The sequence below is a fragment of the Billgrantia pellis genome (assembly GCF_008297955.1).
Lineage (GTDB): Bacteria > Pseudomonadota > Gammaproteobacteria > Pseudomonadales > Halomonadaceae > Halomonas > Halomonas pellis.
In genome coordinates, this window is sequence record NZ_VTPY01000007.1 from 244,529 (window position 1) to 261,558 (window position 17,030).

Consider the following 17,030-nt stretch of genomic DNA (forward strand, 5'->3'; position numbering starts at 1 on the left):
GGAAGAGACGATGAGATTCCAACGTAGTGTTCTCGCCCGGGCCGTCGCCCTGTTCGCTGCCAGTGCGGCACTTGCCAATCCCGCCTTCGCCGCCCACGGCGAGGTGCTTAGCCCCGCCAGCGTCACGCCCGACGTCACCTATACACTGCGCACCGCCGTCGCGGACGGCAAGCTGGTATTCATTGGCGATAAGGGCAGCATTCGGGATGTGGTCAATCCCGACCTGCACGCCCCCGTCGGGGCGGTGGTGCAGATCAACCTGATCAATGGCGACGGCGCCATGCACGACATCGCGCTGCCCGAGTTCGGCGTCGATTCCGACGACATCAGTGGCAAGGGTGCGGCCACCGCCGTGGCGTTCCGGGTCGACGAGGAGGGGCGTTTCGAATACCTGTGCGGCCTTCCCGGACACAAGGCGGCCGGCATGGTGGGCAATCTCATCGTCGGCGATCCGATGGCGGACGAGGCGCGCGCAGCGGCCCCGGACCTGTCGATGGACCCCCATGCCGTGGGTGAACCGGTGGGCGATCGCGGCCCACAGGAGGTGACCGTCAACCTTGAGACGACCGAGCGGGAGGGCCGCTTGGCCGATGGGTCGAGCTACCGCTACTGGACCTTCAACGATACCGTGCCGGGCCCCTTCGTGCGGGTACGCGTGGGCGATACCGTTACCGTCAACATGAGCAATGCCGAGGACAGCGCCCATATCCACTCGGTCGATTTCCACGCCGTGACCGGGCCCGGCGGCGGGGCGGCGGTGACCCAGGCGGCGCCGGGCCAGACCAAGAGCTTCAGTTTCAAGGCGCTCAACCCAGGCCTCTACGTCTATCATTGCGCCACGCCGATGGTCGCTCAGCACATCTCCAACGGCATGTACGGCATGATCCTGGTCGAACCGGAAGGTGGGCTCTCGCCGGTGGATCGCGAGTTCTACATCATGCAGGGGGAGCTCTACACGGCCCAGCGCCACGGCAGCCAGGGGCTTCAGGAGTTCTCTCTCGACAAGCTGCTCGACGAGCGCCCCGAGCACCTGATGTTCAACGGCAACATGGATGCGCTCACCCAGACGCACAAGATGGAGGCCGACGTGGGCGACAAGGTGCGCATCTTTTTCGGCGTCGGCGGCCCCAATGCAACCTCCAGCTTCCACGTCATCGGCGAGATCTTCGACAAGGTCTACGACCAGGCCTCGCTGACCAGCCCGCCGCTGAGCGACGTGCAGACCACGCTGGTGCCCCCGGGCGGTGCCACCCTGGTCGAGTTCCAGGTGGACTACCCGGGCAGGTACATCCTGGTGGATCACGCGCTCTCCCGCCTGGAGAAGGGGCTGGCCGGCTTCCTCCACGTCAACGGCGAGGAGAATCCCGAGGTCTTCCATTCCGAAGAAGCCCACGATCCCGACTCCGGCCACTGAACCGCATTTCTCCCTCATCGCGCCCTGCCCAACCGGCGGGCGCTTGCCGTGAACATGACGCTGCGATGGCAACGGTGTGACAGTTCCGCTTCGCCTCATTCCAAGGCTTTGTTTTTCAAACCACCGAAAGCCGCCTTCCCGTCCCGGGGCGACCTCTGGGGCTGGGAAATGTCACCGAAACGTTATTGTCTAGACAACTCACCTTAACCTGAGCCAGCGACACTGGCGCCATCCGATACAGGAGGCGTCACATGTCCAGCGTCACGATTGCCGTGCAACGGCTCAGCAAGACCTTCGGTCAGACCCGCGTCCTCGAGAACGTCGGCTTCGACATCCATGCCGGCGAGATGGTGGCCCTGATCGGGCCGTCCGGCTCGGGCAAGTCCACCCTGTTGCGTCACCTGGTGGGGCTGACTACCGCCAACCGTAAGGCCGACAGCCACATCCGCGTGATGGGGCGCGACATTCAGCGAAGCGGTCGGCTGCTGCGCGGCTCGCGCACTCAGCGCTGCCGCTGCGGCTACATCTTCCAGCAGTTCAATCTCGTCGGCCGCCTCAGTGTGCTGACCAACGTGCTGGTCGGCCGGCTTGGCTCGATGCCGCGCTGGCGCGCACTGCTCGGGCGTTTCAGCGATGAGGAGCGCGCCCAGGCTCGCCAGGCCCTGGCCCGCGTCGGCCTTGCCGAGCTCGCCGAGCAGCGCGCCAACACCCTCTCCGGCGGGCAGATGCAGCGCGTGGCCATCGCCCGCGTGCTGATGCAGGACGCCGACATCATTCTCGCCGACGAGCCCATCGCCTCGCTCGATCCGCGCAGCGCGCGGGAAGTCATGGATATCCTTCAGCGCATCAATCGCGAGGATGGCCGTACCGTGCTCGTCTCCCTGCATCAGGTCGACTACGCACGTCGCTATTGCCCGCGGGCCATCGCCCTCAAGCAAGGCCGTCTCTACTACGACGGCCGGACCGAAGGCCTCACCGAGGCGCGACTCCAGGCGCTCTACGAAAACGCCGGGTTCGACGAGTCGCGTCAGTCGGCCGTTCCCGTCACTGCTCGTGTCGCCCTGGGCGCCGCCAGCTGACCATCGCCAATCGCCACCAAGAGGTATCGCCATGAGCCCCAATCTTCGCCGTCTCGCCCTGCCGCTGATCGCCGGCCTCGGCCTGATGGGCAGCCAGTTCGCTGCCGCCGAGGAAGAGATCGACACTCTGCGTTTCGGCATCATCTCCACCGAGGCCAGCCAGAACCAGGAGCCGCTATGGCGACCGTTCCTCGACGACATGGCCGAGACGCTCGGTGTCGAGGTCGAGCCGTTCTTCGCCAACGACTACGCCGCGGTAATCCAGGCCATGCGCTTCGACAAGATCGACCTTGCCTGGTACGGCAACAAGTCGGCCATGGAGGCAGTGGACCGGGCCGGCGGCGAGATCTTCGCCCAGACCGTGCCCGAGAACGGTGAGCCGGGGTACTGGAGCCTGCTTATCGTGCATCAGGACAGCCCCTACGAGAGCGTCGATGACATCCTGGCCAATGCCTCTGAGCTGACCTTCGGCAACGGCGACCCCAACTCCACCTCCGGCTTCCTGGTGCCGAGCTATTACGTCTTCGCCCAGAACGGGGTCGAGGCCAGCGAGATCTTCAAGCGCACCCTCAACTCCAATCACGAAACCAACGCGCTGTCGGTGGCCAACCGCCAAGTGGACGTCGCCACGTTCAACACCGAGAGCATGGATCGCCTGGAGCAAGCGCACCCCGACAAGGCCGAGCAGCTCAAGGTGATCTGGCAGTCGCCGCTGATCCCGTCCGATCCGTTGGTTTGGCGCCAAGACCTGCCCGAGTCGATGAAGAGCCGGCTGCGCGATTTCATCCTGAGCTACGGCGAGACCGAGGCGCAGCGCGAGAAGATCGCTCCGCTGCAGTGGGCACGCTTCGATGCTTCCGACAACGATCAGCTGCTGCCGATCCGTCAGCTCGAGCTGTTCAAGCAGCGCGCCCAGCTCGCCGCCGACGACTCGCTCGACGATGCCGACAAGCAGCGTCAGTTGGCCGAGCTCGATGCCCAGCTCGATGAGCTCGACGAACGCCTCAGGGCGCGCGAGGCCGCCGATGCCGAGCAGGGGGAATCAGGTGTGACCACGGCGATGGCTCAGTAACCGAGCCCGATACGGCAATCGAGTCCCGAGGGGCCGGGCTGGCCCCTCTCCGGAGACATTTCATGACCGCAACGATTTTTACGTCCGTGGATGCTTCGGCCAAGCGCAGCTGGCTCAACCTGTTCGGCTGGGCCATGGCCCTGGGCGTGCTGGCCTGGGCCTGGCAGGGCACCGAGATGAATCCCGGCGCGCTGGTCGCCAACGCCGGCAACATGGCCGAACTCGCCGGCGACTTCTTTCCTCCGGCATTCGGCAACCTGGATCGCTACATCGACCAGATGCTGGTGACCATTCAGATCGCCATCTGGGGCACGCTGCTGGCAATCGTACTGGCCATCCCCTGCAGCCTGCTCTCTTCCGAGAATCTGGTGCCGTGGTGGGTCTACCAGCCCATGCGCCGGCTGATGGATGCCTGCCGTGCCATCAACGAGCTGGTCTTCGCCATGCTCTTCGTGGTGGCCGTGGGGCTCGGCCCCTTCGCCGGCACCCTGGCGCTGTTCGTTCATACCACCGGCGTGCTTGCCAAGCTGTTCTCCGAAGCCGTCGAGGCCAGCGAGGCCGGCCCCATGGAGGGCATTCGCGTGACCGGCGCCGGGCGCATGGAGGAAATCGTCTTCGGCCTGATTCCGCAAGTACTGCCGCTGTGGATCTCGGTCAGCCTGTACCGCTTCGAGTCGAACATCCGTTCGGCCACCGTGCTGGGGATGGTCGGCGGGGGCGGCATCGGCGTGGCGCTTTGGGAAACCATGCGCGGTTTCCAGTATGCCGAGACCGCCACGATCATGCTGGTGATCATCATCGCCGTCACCGTGCTGGACATGCTTTCCCAAACCGTTCGCAAGCGTTTCATCTAGTAGCGACCGGCCACGAGAGCGGCCCTTTCCGTCAAAACTGCGCTTTTCCCGGAGTGAATATGTCTAGACAACTCGCCAAGGCACCGCTCGACAGGTCGCCGCGCTACCGCGAAATGGCCGACACCCTGGCCCGCGAGATCCGCAGCGACTATGCCCCCGGCGAGCTGCTGCCCGCCGAGGTGGCCCTGGCGCGGCGCTTCGGCGTCAATCGTCATACCGTGCGCCGCGCACTCGACGAGCTGGTGGCCGCCGGAATGGTGAGCCGCCATCAGGGCCGCGGCACCCAGGTCGTCGACCGCCGTCTCGACTACGCCGTCAGCGCCGCCAGCAAGGTGACTCATAACCTCGCCGCGCTGGGGATCGCCACCCAGACCGAATGCCTGGCCCAAGGCTTGCGCGAGCCGCCCGAAGCCATCGCCCAGCGTTTCGGGCGTTCCCCCGGCGAGCGCCTGCTATGCGTCGATACCCTGCGCCACGTCGACGGCGCGCCGGCCATGCTGCTGTGGCACTGGTTCGATCCCGAGCGGGTACCCGGCTGGGAGCGCCGCTATCGCGGCGGCTCGACCCGGGCACTGCTCGACCAGCACTACGGCTTGCAACTGTTTCGCCGGCGCGTGCGCATCGAGGCCGCCAGCGCCACCCGCAGCGACACTCGCCACCTGCGCTGCCCGCTCGGCGCCCCGCTGCTGCAGCTCGTAAGCGACAACGTCGATCGCGACGGCGCGCTGGTCGAGATATCGGTCAGCCGCGCCCGGGCCGACCGGCTCGCCTACCACATCGATTTCGACTCCGACGAGGTGTCCTCATGACTCAGTTACCTGATCGGCGCAAGCCGCAGACGCGACGCCAGCGGGTGCTGGCGCTGACGCCCCGTGACCAGCTCGAGGCCCGCTGGGCCACGCTCGGCATTCGTGCCGCGTATCGCTGCGTACGCGGCCCCGAGACCGGCATGGCCATGCTGCGCGGCCGCATGGGCGGTACCGGCAATGCCTTTCACCTCGGCGAGATGACCCTGACCCGGGCCAGCGTCGCTCTCGATGACGGCGCCGAGGATGACGCTTCACTGGGACATGGCTGGGTTCGCGGTCGCGACCGGCGCCACGCCGAGCTGATCGCCCTGGTCGATGCCTGTGCCCAACGCGAGACCTGGGCCCGGCGCATCGATGACGAGTTGATCGCCCCGCTCGAGGAGGCGCTGCAGGCCCGTCGCGCCCAAGCCTCGCGTACCGCCGCCGCCACTCGCGTCGATTTCTTCACCCTGGTGAGAGGGGAGTGACCCATGCTCTGGCCGACCCTGAACGACCCCGTACACGACAGCCAGCGGTTGTTTCGCCAACTCCTCTCGGCGATGAGCGAGCCCGGTACGCTGCATACCCTGGAGGCGCCGTCGCCGCCAGGTGGCGAACTCGGCCCCGCGCTCTGGGGCACGCTACTGACCTTGTGCGACCTGGATACCCGAGTATGGCTCGCCCCCGAGCTGGACGGCCCCGCCCTGCGCGAGGCGCTGGCCTTGCATATCGGATGCCGCCTGACCGCTAAACCGGCGGACGCCGACTTCGCCCTGGTCACGCCGGCCGTGCTGGCGGAGGCCAGGGAGTTCGCTCTGGGCAGCGACGAGTATCCCGAGCGCAGTACCACGCTGCTGGTCGCCCTGGACACGCTCGAGCCCGCCGGCAAGTGGCGGCTCAGCGGACCCGGTATCGCCGATCGGCGTCAACTGGGCCTGGGAGATGCGGCCGGACCCCTGATGTCACGACTCGTCGCCAACCGGGATCGCTTCCCATGCGGGCTCGACGCCATCCTCACCTGCGGCCCGCGACTCGCCGCGTTGCCGCGCAGCACCCGCATCGAGGAGGTTGCCTGATGTACGTTGCCGTGAAAGGGGGCGAGCGTGCCATCGCCAACGCCCATCGCCTGCTCGCCGACCGGCGCCGTGGCGATCGTGACCAGGCCGAGCTCGAAGTCGGTCAGATCCAGGCCCAGCTTCGCCTGGCCGTCGATCGGGTGATGAGCGAGGCTTCGCTGTACGACCCCGAACTCGCCGCGCTTGCCATCAAGCAGGCCAGTGGCGACATGATCGAAGCCGTATTCCTGCTGCGCGCCTACCGCACCACGCTGCCGCGCCTGGCGGTGAGCGAGCCACTGGATACCGGCGCCATGCGCATCGAACGCCGTATCAGCGCCACCTACAAGGATATTCCCGGTGGCCAGGTACTGGGGCCGACCTACGACTACACCCACCGCCTGCTTGATTTCCTGCTGCTCGCCGGGGGCGAGGCGCCGGCGGCGGAGCCCGGCGAGCAGCCGCTGGCGCCGTGCCCGCAGATCCTGGAACTGCTGGATGCCGAGGGCCTGATCGAGCGAGAGCGTGACGACGGCACGGAGCCCTGCGATATCACCCGCGACCCGCCCGACTACCCAGTCGACCGTGCCACCCGGCTGCAGATGCTGGCGCGCGGCGACGAGGGCTACCTGCTGGCGCTGGGCTACTCCACCCAGCGGGGCTACGGGCGCAACCATCCTTTCGCGGGGGAGATCCGACAGGGCCAGGTGGAGGTGGAGATCTTCGTCGAGGAGTGGGGCGAGACGGTCTGTGTCGGCGAGATCGCGCTCAGCGAGTGCCAGATGATCAACCAGTTCGGCGGCTCCCGTGAGGCCGCGCCGCAATTCACCCGCGGCTACGGGCTGGCCTTCGGCCACAACGAGCGCAAGACCCTGGCCATGGCGCTGGTCGATCGCGCGCTGCGTGCCGAGGAGCTCGGCGAAGAGGTCCAGGGCCCCGCTCAGCAGGCGGAATTCGTGCTGGCGCATGCCGATAACGTCGAGGCCTCGGGCTTCGTCTCGCATCTCAAGCTGCCGCACTACGTCGACTTCCAGTCCGAGCTCGAATTGCTGCGCCGTCTTAGGCAGGAATACGAGGCGGGAAGGCACGGGGCGTGCCAAGAGGTCGACTCGCCTGAAACGACGACCGACGAGCGCACCGCCACGTCAGGAGACCACCCATGAACGGCTACAACTTCGCCTACCTGGACGAACAGACCAAGCGCATGATCCGTCGCGCACTGCTCAAGGCGGTGGCCATCCCCGGCTATCAGGTACCCTTCGGCGGGCGCGAGATGCCCATGCCCTACGGTTGGGGCACCGGCGGCATGCAGCTCACCGCCGCCATTCTCGGTGCCGACGACGTGCTCAAGGTGATCGACCAGGGCGCCGACGACACCACCAACGCGGTCAGCATCCGCGCCTTCTTCGAGCGCGTGGCGGGGATCGAGACCACCACCGTGACCCCGGCCGCGAGCGTCATCCAGACCCGCCATCGCATTCCCGAGACGCCGCTCGAGCCGGGCCAGATCCTGGTCTTCCAGGTGCCGATCCCCGAGCCGCTGCGCTTCATCGAACCCAGCGAGCAGGAAACCCGGCTGATGCATGCCCTGGAGGAGTACGGGGTGATGCACGTGAAGCTCTACGAGGACATCGCCCGCCATGGTCATATCGCCACCACCTACGCCTACCCGGTGAAGGTCGACGGGCGCTACGTCATGGATCCCTCGCCGATCCCCAAGTTCGACAACCCCAAGCTCGACATGAGCCCGGCGCTGCTGCTGTTCGGCGCCGGGCGCGAGAAGCGGCTCTACGCCATCCCGCCCTACACCCATGTCGAGAGCCTCGACTTCGAGGATCACCCCTTCGAGATCCAGCGCTGGGAGGCGCGCTGCGCACTCTGTGGCAGCGCCGAAAGCTTTCTCGACGAGGTGATCACCGACGATGCCGGCGGGCGCATGTTCGTCTGCTCGGATACCGACTACTGCCTGACACGCCGGGGAGAGCTGTCATGAAACGTCCCGCCCTTTCCGCTCCAGCCCTGGCCAGGCCCGAGCTGGACCGCCCCGTGCTGCTCGACGTGCAGGACATCACGCGCCTCTACGGCCCCGGCAAGGGCTGCGAGGCGATCGACTTCCGCCTGCATGCCGGCGAGGTGCTGGGGATCGTCGGCGAGTCCGGCTCCGGCAAATCGACGCTGCTGCGCGTACTCGCCGGGCTGGAGGCGCCGGATGCCGGCCGGGTGGTCTATCACCGGCCGGGCGATGCCGGCGAGACCGACCTCTACGCCATCGGCGAGGCGCGCCGCCGCGCGCTGCTGCGTCTGGAGTGGGGTCTGGTGCACCAGAACCCGCGCGATGGGCTGCGCATGGGCGTCTCGGCCGGGGCCAACGTCGGCGAGCGCTTGATGGCGCTGGGCCAGCGCCACTACGGCCAGCTGCGCGCCGCCGGCCAGGACTGGATGACGCAGGTGGAACTCGACCCGGCACGCATCGACGATGCGCCGCGCACCTTCTCCGGCGGCATGCAGCAGCGCCTGCAGATCGCCCGCACTCTGGTCACCCGGCCGCGGCTGGTGTTCATGGACGAGCCCACCGGCGGGCTCGACGTCTCGGTGCAGGCGCGTCTGCTCGACATGCTGCGCACTCTGGTGCGCCAGCTCGGGCTCTCGGTGGTGCTGGTCACCCATGATCTCGCCGTGGCCCGCCTGCTCGCCCATCGCCTGCTGGTGATGCGCCGCGGCCGGGTGGTGGAAGCCGGCCTCACCGACCAGATCCTCGACGACCCGCAGCACGCCTACACGCAGCTGCTGGTGTCGTCGGTGCTGACCCCATGACCGAGGAGACGACCATGACCCCGATTCTCACCGTCGAGCACCTCGGCAAGGGCTTCGTGCTGCACGGCCAGGGCGGGCTCGCGCTCTCGGTGATGCGCGACCTCTCCCTCGAACTCCACCGGGGCGAGTGCCTGGTGCTGGCCGGCCCCAGCGGCATCGGCAAGAGCACGCTGCTCAAGATGCTCTACGGCAACTACCTGGCCGGTGACGGGCGTATTCGCCTGCACTTCGGCGACGGGCCGCTCTCCCTCACCGAATTGCCGGCCCACGCCTGGCACGCTCTGCGCCGCGACGTGATCGGTTACGTCAGCCAGTTTCTGCGCGTGGTGCCGCGGGTCTCGGCGCGGGAAGTGGTGATGGAGCCTCTGCTGGCGCGCGGCGCCGATACCGCCGAGGCTCGTGCGCGGGCCGAGACGCTGCTGGCGCGGCTCAACCTGCCCGAGCGGCTCTGGTCGCTTCCGCCCGGTACCTTCTCGGGCGGCGAACAGCAACGCGTCAATATCGCTCGCGGCTTCATCGGCGAGCATCCGCTGCTGCTGCTCGACGAGCCCACTGCCTCGCTGGATGCCGCCAATCGCACGGTGGTGGTCGAGCTGATCCATGAGGCCAAGGCGCGAGGTGCCGCCATGCTCGGCATCTTTCACGACGAGGACGTGCGCGAGCGGGTGGCCGACCGCCTGCTGCCGCTGGAATCGTTCATGGCGCCGTCCCTCGCCCCTGCCGCTCAACCGTCGACTTCCCGAGGTCTTCCCCATGCGTGAACAGATTCTCAGCAACGCCCAGCTAGTGCTCGATGACGAGGTGGTACGCGGTAGCCTGGCGATCCGCGATGGCCGGATCGCCGAACTGGATACCGCGCCGAGCCGCCATCCCGCAGCGGTCGACTGCGATGGCGATTATCTGTTGCCCGGGCTGGTCGAGCTGCACACCGACAACATGGAGAAGTACTTCCAGCCGCGCCCCAAAGTGGCCTGGCCGGCGCGACAGGCGGCGCTGGCTCACGATGCCCAGATGGCGGCGAGCGGCATCACCACGGTGTTCGACGCCGTGGCCATCGGCGACGTCAATAAGGAGAGCATGCGCCACCAGGCCCTGAACGAGATGTGCCGGGCGATCGACGATATCGTCGATAGCGGGCTGGCGCGGGTCGATCATCGCCTGCACCTGCGCTGCGAGGTCAGCCAGGCCGAGACGCTCGCGCGCTTCCGCGAGCTCGCCGATCTGCCGCGACTGGGCCTGGTGTCGCTGATGGACCATACCCCCGGGCAGCGTCAGTTCGTTTCGTTCGAGGCCTACAGCACCTACTACCAGGGCAAGTACGGCCTGAGCGACGAGGAACTCTCGGCGTTCGTCGAGCAGCAGGTTGCGAGCAGTGCCCGCTACAGCGCCGAGCATCGGCGCGCCATTGCCGCGGAGTGTCACGCGCGCGGACTGGCGTTGGCCAGCCACGACGACGCCACCCTCGAGCATGTCGCCGAGAGCCATGAATACGGTACGCGAGTGGCCGAGTTTCCCACCACGCGGGAGGCCGCCGAGGCCTCGCACCGGGCCGGCATGGCGGTGATGATGGGCGCGCCCAACGTGGTGCGCGGCGGCTCGCACTCCGGCAACATCGCCGCCGCCGAGCTGGTCGCGCAGGGCGTACTGGACGTGCTCTCCTCGGACTATTACCCGGCGGCGCTGCTCGACGCCGTGTTTCGCATCGCGCGGATGGAGAACGGCTACGCGCTGTCGCGGGCCGTGGCCACGGCCACGCGGCTGCCCGCCGAGGCGGTGGGGCTCGCCGACCGCGGCCGCCTCGCCCCCGGGCTGCGCGCCGACCTGGTCCGGGTGCGGCTGTGCGACGACCATCCGCTGGTCGAGCGGGTATGGTCCGCCGGGCGGCAGGTGCACTGATGGGCGCCCTGGCCGAGGCGGGGGGACGGCTCGTCTACGTGATGGGGCCCAGTGGCGTGGGCAAGGACAGTCTGCTCGACGCCGCGCGCCGACGACATCCCGAATGGCTGGTGGCACATCGCTACATCACCCGGCCGAGCAGCGCGAGCGAGGACAGCGTCAGTCTGAGCCCCGAGGAGTTCGCCTGGCGTCGTCAGGCGGGACTGTTCTGCCTCGACTGGCGGGCGCATGGGCTCGACTACGGGCTGGGTCTCGAGGTGCGTGCCTGGCTCGAGCACGGTGCCACGGTGCTGGTCAACGGTAGCCGCCGCGCCCTGCCGCTGGCTGAGACGCGCTTCCCACGTCATCTCCTGCCGGTGCTGGTGACGGCACGGCCGGAGGTGCTGTGCGAGCGTCTCCAGCGGCGGGGGCGCGAGAACCGCGAGCAGATCGCGGCCCGGCTCGAGCGGCATCGCCAGCTCGAGCGAGCCTGCCCCGGCGTGCGCCGCCTGGACAACAGCGGAGCGCTCGAGACCACGCTGGCGGCGCTGGAGGCCTGGCTGGCCGAGGAGTGCGTTTCGTGAGGCTGCGCTTCGTGGGTACCGGTGACAGCGCCCAGGTGCCGCGCTTCGGCTGTGGCTGCGCGGCCTGCCAGCGAGCGCGGGTCCTCAGCAGTCATCGGCGTGGTCCCTGCTGTGCCGAGGTGTGGGTGGACGGGCAGCGTTACCTGCTCGACGCGGGGCGCATGGACCTCGCCGAGAGCTGCGAACGCAGGCGCCCCGCGGCGATCCTGCTCACGCATTACCATGTCGACCATGTGCAGGGCCTGTTTCACCTGCGCTGGGGCACCGGCGAGCCGATTCCCGTCCATGGTCCCAAGGATCCTCAGGGCTGCGCCGATCTGCACCAGCACGCCGGCGTGCTTGCCTTCCAGCCGGGGCTCAAGCCGTTCCGCCCGCTGCGCCTCGAGGGTATGGAGGTGATCCCGGTCCCGCTCAACCACAGCAAGCCGACCCTGGGTTACTGTCTCGACGACGGCGGCTCGCGACTGGCCTACCTGACCGATACCTGCGGATTGCCGCCCGGGACCGAGCGGTTTCTGCGCGAGTGGCGGCCCGATGCGGTGGTGCTCGATGCCACTCACCCCGCCAGCCACGCCTCGCCTCGCAATCATAATACGGTCCCGATGGCGCTGGAGATCCTCGAGCGGCTAAGCCCGCGGCAGGCGTGGCTGACCCACCTGAGCCATGCGGTTGATGCCGAGGCCATGGACGTGCCGCTGGCGCTGCCGCCGCACGTGGCGCTGGCACGGGACGGTGCCGAGCACGAGCTGGGCGCGTCGTGCCAATGCATTGCCTAGACTGATCGGCACGCCCTTCACTGCCGAGAGATCCCGTGCTCGATATCGATATTCCCCAGCCGATCTCCCGCGAGGCGCTGCAGGCCCTGCTCGATCGTCTGGCGGCGGATGCGCCGCGTTGCTTCGGCGAAGGCAAGGTGGCCAGCTACATTCCCGCTCTCGCCGAGGTCGAACCCGACCGGTTCGGTATCGCCGTGTGCCATGCCGACGGTAGCGTGCAGTGCGCCGGCGATGCCATGACACGCTTCTCGATCCAATCGATCTCCAAGACCCATGCGCTGGTGCTGGCCATGCGCGAGCTGTCACCCGAGGAGATCTGGCGTCGCGTGGGGCGCGAGCCGTCGGGACAGGCCTTCAATTCGATCGTCCAGCTTGAAGTGGAGAACGGCGTGCCGCGCAACCCGTTCATCAATGCCGGTGCATTGATGGTCACCGACATGTTGGTCTCGCAGCTGTTCATGCCGCAGCAGACGATCCGCGAGCATGTCCGCCGGCTGAGTATCACGCCTAGCGTCGACTTCGACGAGACCGTGGCGCGCTCGGAGATGGAGCACAAGGCGCATAACGCCGCGCTTGCTTACCTGATGCAGGCCTACGGCAACATTCGCAACGACGTCGAGGTGGTGCTCGACGCCTACTTCCACAGCTGTTCGCTGGCGATGAACTGCGTCGAGCTGGCCCGGAGCTTCGCCTTCCTGGCCAATCACGGGGTCAATCCGTTCGACGGCCAGGCGGTGCTCTCCCCGGTTCAGACCCGTCAGATGAACGCGCTGCTGCTGACCTGCGGACTCTACGACGCGGCGGGCGACTTCGCCTGGCGGGTCGGCCTGCCGGGCAAGAGCGGGGTGGGGGGCGGTATTGTCGCCATCCTGCCGCGTCGCATGAGCATCTGCGTCTGGTCGCCGCGGCTCGACAGCTACGGTAACTCCATCGCCGGCCGCCATGCGCTGGAAGGCTTGGTCGAGGGGCTGAACGTCACGCCGTTGGGCTAGCTCGAAGCGCTCTTGGATAAGGTCCGTTACCCAGCTGCTCAATTCCCTTACCTGCGGCCCCAGGCGGCTGAACTATGGTGGTGGGAGAGCCTTCGTTCGGACACCAGGGAGAGAGTCCATGAAAGCGCTGTGTTGGCACGGTAAGAACGATATCCGCTATGAAACGGTTCCCGACCCTCAGATCGAGCACTCGCGTGACGCCATCGTCAACGTGAGCAGCTGCGCCATCTGCGGTTCCGACCTGCATTTGTACCATCATTTCATTCCCGGCATGGAGTCCGGCGACGTGGTGGGTCACGAGTTCATGGGCGAAGTCATGGAGGTGGGTCACGACACGCGCGATCTCAAGGTCGGCGACCGGGTCGTGGTGCCCTTCACCATCACCTGCGGCGAATGCGACCAGTGCCGGCGCGGCAATTACTCCGTGTGCGAGCGCTCCAACCGCAACAAGGCGTTGGCCGACAAGGTCTTCGGCCACGGCGGGGCGGGGCTGTTCGGCTACTCCCATCTCACCGGCGGCTATGCCGGCGGCCAGGCGGAGTACGTCCGCGTACCCTTTGCCGACCAGACGCACATCAAGGTGCCGGACAGCCTGACCGACGAGCAGGTGCTGTTCCTCGGCGACATCTTCCCCACCGGCTGGCAGGCCGCCGTGGCCTGCGAGATCGAGCCCACCGATACCGTGGCGATCTGGGGGGCGGGGCCGGTCGGCCAGTTCTGCGTGCGCAGCGCCGTGCTGCTCGGCGCCGAGCAGGTCGTGGTAATCGACAATGTACCCGAGCGTTTGGCCATGGCCGAGGCCGGCGGGGCGATCACGATCAACTTCGACGAGGAGAGCGTGCTCGGCCGGCTGCAGGCGCTGACTCACGGCAAGGGGCCGGAGAAGTGCATCGATGCGGTGGGCTTGGAGTCTCACGTGCCGCGTTCGATCGATTCGGTCTACGACCGGGTCAAGCAGGCCATGATGCTGGAGAGCGATCGGGCCCACGTGCTGCGCGAGATGATCTACGTTTGTCGCCCGGCCGGCATCCTGTCGATTCCGGGGGTTTACGGCGGCCTGATCGACAAGGTGCCCATGGGGCCGCTGATGAACAAGGGGCTGACGGTGCGCACCGGCCAGACCCACGTCAAGCGCTGGACCGACGACCTGCTGCGCCTGATCGACGAGGATCAGATCGACCCTTCCTTCGTGGTAACGCATACCGCCGGGTTGGAACAAGGCCCGGACATGTACAACACGTTCCGCAACAAGCAGGACGGCTGCGTGAAGGTGGTGCTCAAGCCCTGAGCGTCGACCGCATCCCAGCTAGAATGGACAAGGAGGTGAGCATGAATCTCGATAGGAGTCGTTCCCTGCAAGGCACCGACAGATTGGCCCGTGGAATCGGTTTATTGGGCATTGGCATAGGGCTTTACAGCCTATTGGCACCACGCAGCGTGACTCGTTCGTTGGGCGTCGAAGGGTCGGAGGCACTGGTGCGCACCTGCGGGTTTCGCGGCGTCGTGACCGGCATCGGCGCGCTGACCGAAGATCCCAAGCCGGCGCTCTGGGCGAAGGCGGCCGGCGATGTCCTCGACTTGGCGGCGCTGAGCTTTCTGCTCGCCGATCGCGACCATCCCAAGCGCGGCAGTGTCAAGCTGGCCATGGGCATGGTCGCCGCCTCGGCCGCAGCCACCCTTTACTGTGCGCGAGCGCAGAGCGAGCGGCACGCCTACCAGGGCGGACGCACCCCCGACTACAGCGGTCGCAGCGGCTTTCCCCAAGGCGTTGCCCAGGCCCGTGGCGCGGCGGCCCGAAGCGGCGGAGCGCACCCTGCCGCGCTGCCATCGCCAGCCCGCTCGCCGGGCTTGAGGACGCCGGCTTCCGGTTCGCGTCCCACCAGCACGGGCGGCGTTCGCGGCAGCGACTACGACTACTGAGCGCGACGCGGCCTTCAACCTGGCCGCTGGGGTAACGCAGGAGGGCCGAACCTTGGGTTCGGCCCTCCTGCGTTCAACTCGACATCTGCGTTCACCTCGATGAGCGCATCTGCGATGGGTCAACCGCCGCCGATGCCTTCGATCACATAGCCGGAACCTCCGCACTCGGGGCAGGTGCGGTTTTCGACCCGGCCATCGCCCTTGCATTTGGGGCACACGTTCTGCCCGGTTCCCGGGGTGCCGGGTGGGGCCACGTCGCCCGGCTGCTCCGGCCGGGTCGTATCGGGCTTGTCTGCCATATCCGCCTCCTTGCCGGTGGGTGATCCCGCCAATGGCGGGGTTGGGGCTTGCCCTGACAAGTTAGGCAAGCCCGCGCAGTGCGACAAGCGAAGCGCCGGTACGAAATGACCGTGCGGATGGCCAGCCAACCTGCGCGGTGCCAGAATGGGCGCTCAAGGAGGACGTCCATGACGCAGATGCATTGGCAGCACTTGCTCGACCCCTCGCGGCTGCACGGTCAGCGCACCAGCGGCCGTGACGAGATCGGCCGCAGTCCGTTCCACAAGGACCACGATCGTATCGTCTTCTCCGGCTCGTTTCGCCGTTTGGGCCGCAAGACCCAGGTGCACCCGCTGACCGACAACGATCATATCCACACCCGCCTGACCCATTCGCTGGAGGTGGGCTGCGTGGGCCGCAGCCTGGGCATGATCGTCGGGGAACTGTTGCGCGAGCGGTTGCCGAGCTGGATCACTCCCGCCGACCTGGGAGTGATCGTGCAGGCCGCCTGCCTGGGCCACGACATCGGCAACCCGCCTTTTGGCCATGCCGGCGAGTATGCCATCCGCGACTGGTTCAAGCGCGCCGAACGCGACGGCAGCGGGCTGCTCGAGGGGCTCTCCGACAACGAGCGGGCCGACCTGCTGACCTACGAGGGCAACGCTCAGGGGTTCCGCGTGGTGACCCAGATCGAGTACAACCAGTTTCGCGGCGGCATGCGTCTGACCGCGGCGACGCTGGGCACGCTGTTGAAATACCCTTGGACGGTGGAGTACGGCGGCAGCGCCGGCAAGTTCGGCTGCTACCAATCGGAGAAGGCGATGCTCGCCGACGTCGCCCAGTGCCTGGGATTGCTGCCGCGGGGAGAGGGGCGCTGGTGCCGTCATCCGCTGGCCTGGCTGGTCGAGGCCGCCGACGACATCTGCTATGCGCTGCTCGATCTCGAAGACGGCCTGGAAATGGGCATCCTGCGCTTCGACGAGGTGGCCGACGTGCTGCTGCAGATCGCCGGCGACCCTCCGCCGGACTACCCGAACATGGCGCGCGATGGCGTATCGCAGCGGCGACGCATCGCCGCCTTGCGCGGTGCCGCCATGGAGCGGGCGGTGAACGATGTGGGAGCCGTGTTCGTCGAGCACGAGATGGCGCTGCTCAACGGAGCCCTGACGTCCGATCTGCTGGAGCTTTGCCACCCCGACCTGGGCTGGGGCGTGGCGGCGGCCAAGCAGCTGGCTCGCGAACGTATTTTCCAGAACGAGCGCAAGGCCAAGTTGGAGATCGGCGCCTATACCACCCTTGGCATCCTGCTCGAAGCCTTTATCGGCGCTGCCCACGAACTCCACTATACGGGCCAGTCGAGTTTCAAGCATCAGCGGGTGCTGGCGCTCATCGGCGAGAACACGCCGCGCCCTTCCTGGACCCTCTACGACAGTTACCGACGCATGCTCGACTTCATCGGTGGCATGACCGATCACTATGCAGTGGACCTGGCCCAGGAAATGGGCGGGCGCCTGCGGGGCGACTGAGC

At 67.4% G+C, this 17,030-nt stretch carries 19 protein-coding genes; 18 read left to right on the plus strand and 1 reads right to left on the minus strand.

The window, feature by feature from the left end; genetic code table 11:
- Positions 1 to 10 precede the first annotated feature (10 nt).
- The 17 genes from nirK to F0A17_RS18425 all read left to right on the plus strand — a co-directional run bounded on the left by nirK (position 11) and on the right by F0A17_RS18425 (position 15,223).
- Positions 11 to 1,414 (plus strand): copper-containing nitrite reductase, encoded by a 1,404-nt coding sequence (gene nirK, locus F0A17_RS18345; protein ID WP_187774738.1) that lies wholly within the window; start codon positions 11 to 13, stop codon positions 1,412 to 1,414.
- A 251-nt stretch (positions 1,415 to 1,665) separates the two neighbouring features.
- A complete protein-coding gene (phnC, locus tag F0A17_RS18350) occupies positions 1,666 to 2,493 on the plus strand; it encodes a phosphonate ABC transporter ATP-binding protein (protein ID WP_149329803.1) in 828 nt (275 codons plus the stop codon).
- Positions 2,494 to 2,524: 31 nt separating this feature from the next.
- A complete protein-coding gene (gene phnD, locus F0A17_RS18355; protein ID WP_149329804.1) occupies positions 2,525 to 3,565 on the plus strand; it encodes a phosphonate ABC transporter substrate-binding protein in 1,041 nt (346 codons plus the stop codon).
- Between the two features lie 62 nt (positions 3,566 to 3,627).
- A complete protein-coding gene (phnE, locus tag F0A17_RS18360) occupies positions 3,628 to 4,419 on the plus strand; it encodes a phosphonate ABC transporter, permease protein PhnE (protein ID WP_149329805.1) in 792 nt (263 codons plus the stop codon).
- Positions 4,420 to 4,478: 59 nt separating this feature from the next.
- Positions 4,479 to 5,228: a phosphonate metabolism transcriptional regulator PhnF gene (gene phnF, locus F0A17_RS18365; protein ID WP_149329806.1), complete on the plus strand. Its 750-nt coding sequence runs from the start codon at positions 4,479 to 4,481 to the stop codon at positions 5,226 to 5,228.
- Positions 5,225 to 5,695 carry a phosphonate C-P lyase system protein PhnG gene (phnG, locus tag F0A17_RS18370; RefSeq protein ID WP_149329807.1) on the plus strand — a complete coding sequence of 157 codons (471 nt, stop codon included), beginning with the start codon at positions 5,225 to 5,227 and terminating at the stop codon, positions 5,693 to 5,695. Before phnF ends, phnG begins: the two co-directional genes overlap by 4 nt.
- Positions 5,696 to 5,698: 3 nt before the next feature.
- Entirely contained in the window at positions 5,699 to 6,283 is a 585-nt protein-coding gene (gene phnH, locus F0A17_RS18375; protein ID WP_149329808.1) for a phosphonate C-P lyase system protein PhnH, read from the plus strand.
- Entirely contained in the window at positions 6,283 to 7,425 is a 1,143-nt protein-coding gene (locus F0A17_RS18380; protein ID WP_149329809.1) for a carbon-phosphorus lyase complex subunit, read from the plus strand. Before phnH ends, F0A17_RS18380 begins: the two co-directional genes overlap by 1 nt.
- Positions 7,422 to 8,255 (plus strand): alpha-D-ribose 1-methylphosphonate 5-phosphate C-P-lyase PhnJ, encoded by an 834-nt coding sequence (locus F0A17_RS18385; protein WP_149329810.1) that lies wholly within the window; start codon positions 7,422 to 7,424, stop codon positions 8,253 to 8,255. Before F0A17_RS18380 ends, F0A17_RS18385 begins: the two co-directional genes overlap by 4 nt.
- Positions 8,252 to 9,076 carry a phosphonate C-P lyase system protein PhnK gene (gene phnK / locus F0A17_RS18390; protein WP_149329811.1) on the plus strand — a complete coding sequence of 275 codons (825 nt, stop codon included), beginning with the start codon at positions 8,252 to 8,254 and terminating at the stop codon, positions 9,074 to 9,076. Before F0A17_RS18385 ends, phnK begins: the two co-directional genes overlap by 4 nt.
- 14 nt (positions 9,077 to 9,090) lie before the next feature.
- Positions 9,091 to 9,837, plus strand: coding sequence for a phosphonate C-P lyase system protein PhnL (gene phnL / locus F0A17_RS18395; RefSeq protein ID WP_149329812.1), 747 nt, complete (start codon positions 9,091 to 9,093; stop codon positions 9,835 to 9,837).
- Complete coding sequence (locus tag F0A17_RS18400; protein ID WP_149329813.1) at positions 9,830 to 10,972, plus strand: alpha-D-ribose 1-methylphosphonate 5-triphosphate diphosphatase; 1,143 nt, start codon at positions 9,830 to 9,832, stop codon at positions 10,970 to 10,972. The genes phnL and F0A17_RS18400 overlap by 8 nt, the downstream gene beginning before the upstream one ends.
- Positions 10,972 to 11,535, plus strand: a complete 564-nt coding sequence (phnN, locus tag F0A17_RS18405) for a phosphonate metabolism protein/1,5-bisphosphokinase (PRPP-forming) PhnN (RefSeq protein ID WP_149329814.1) — start codon at positions 10,972 to 10,974, stop codon at positions 11,533 to 11,535. Before F0A17_RS18400 ends, phnN begins: the two co-directional genes overlap by 1 nt.
- On the plus strand, positions 11,532 to 12,311 hold the full coding sequence (gene phnP / locus F0A17_RS18410) for a phosphonate metabolism protein PhnP (RefSeq protein ID WP_149329815.1): 780 nt from the start codon (positions 11,532 to 11,534) through the stop codon (positions 12,309 to 12,311). The genes phnN and phnP overlap by 4 nt, the downstream gene beginning before the upstream one ends.
- A 35-nt stretch (positions 12,312 to 12,346) precedes the next feature.
- Complete coding sequence (glsB, locus tag F0A17_RS18415) at positions 12,347 to 13,303, plus strand: glutaminase B (RefSeq protein WP_422671089.1); 957 nt, start codon at positions 12,347 to 12,349, stop codon at positions 13,301 to 13,303.
- Between the two features lie 118 nt (positions 13,304 to 13,421).
- Positions 13,422 to 14,591, plus strand: a complete 1,170-nt coding sequence (locus F0A17_RS18420) for a zinc-dependent alcohol dehydrogenase (protein WP_149329816.1) — start codon at positions 13,422 to 13,424, stop codon at positions 14,589 to 14,591.
- A 41-nt stretch (positions 14,592 to 14,632) separates the two neighbouring features.
- Positions 14,633 to 15,223: a hypothetical protein gene (locus F0A17_RS18425; protein ID WP_149329817.1), complete on the plus strand. Its 591-nt coding sequence runs from the start codon at positions 14,633 to 14,635 to the stop codon at positions 15,221 to 15,223.
- A gap of 119 nt (positions 15,224 to 15,342) precedes the next feature.
- On the opposite strand, the gene F0A17_RS18430 is transcribed toward F0A17_RS18425, so the two are convergent.
- Positions 15,343 to 15,522 carry a hypothetical protein gene (locus tag F0A17_RS18430; protein WP_149329818.1) on the minus strand — a complete coding sequence of 60 codons (180 nt, stop codon included), beginning with the start codon at positions 15,520 to 15,522 and terminating at the stop codon, positions 15,343 to 15,345.
- A gap of 168 nt (positions 15,523 to 15,690) precedes the next feature.
- Between F0A17_RS18430 and F0A17_RS18435 the strand changes: the two genes are divergently transcribed.
- The gene (locus F0A17_RS18435; RefSeq protein ID WP_149329819.1) at positions 15,691 to 17,028 is read left to right on the plus strand and encodes a deoxyguanosinetriphosphate triphosphohydrolase; all 1,338 of its coding nucleotides are present in this window, start codon (positions 15,691 to 15,693) and stop codon (positions 17,026 to 17,028) included.
- Positions 17,029 to 17,030 lie beyond the last annotated feature (2 nt).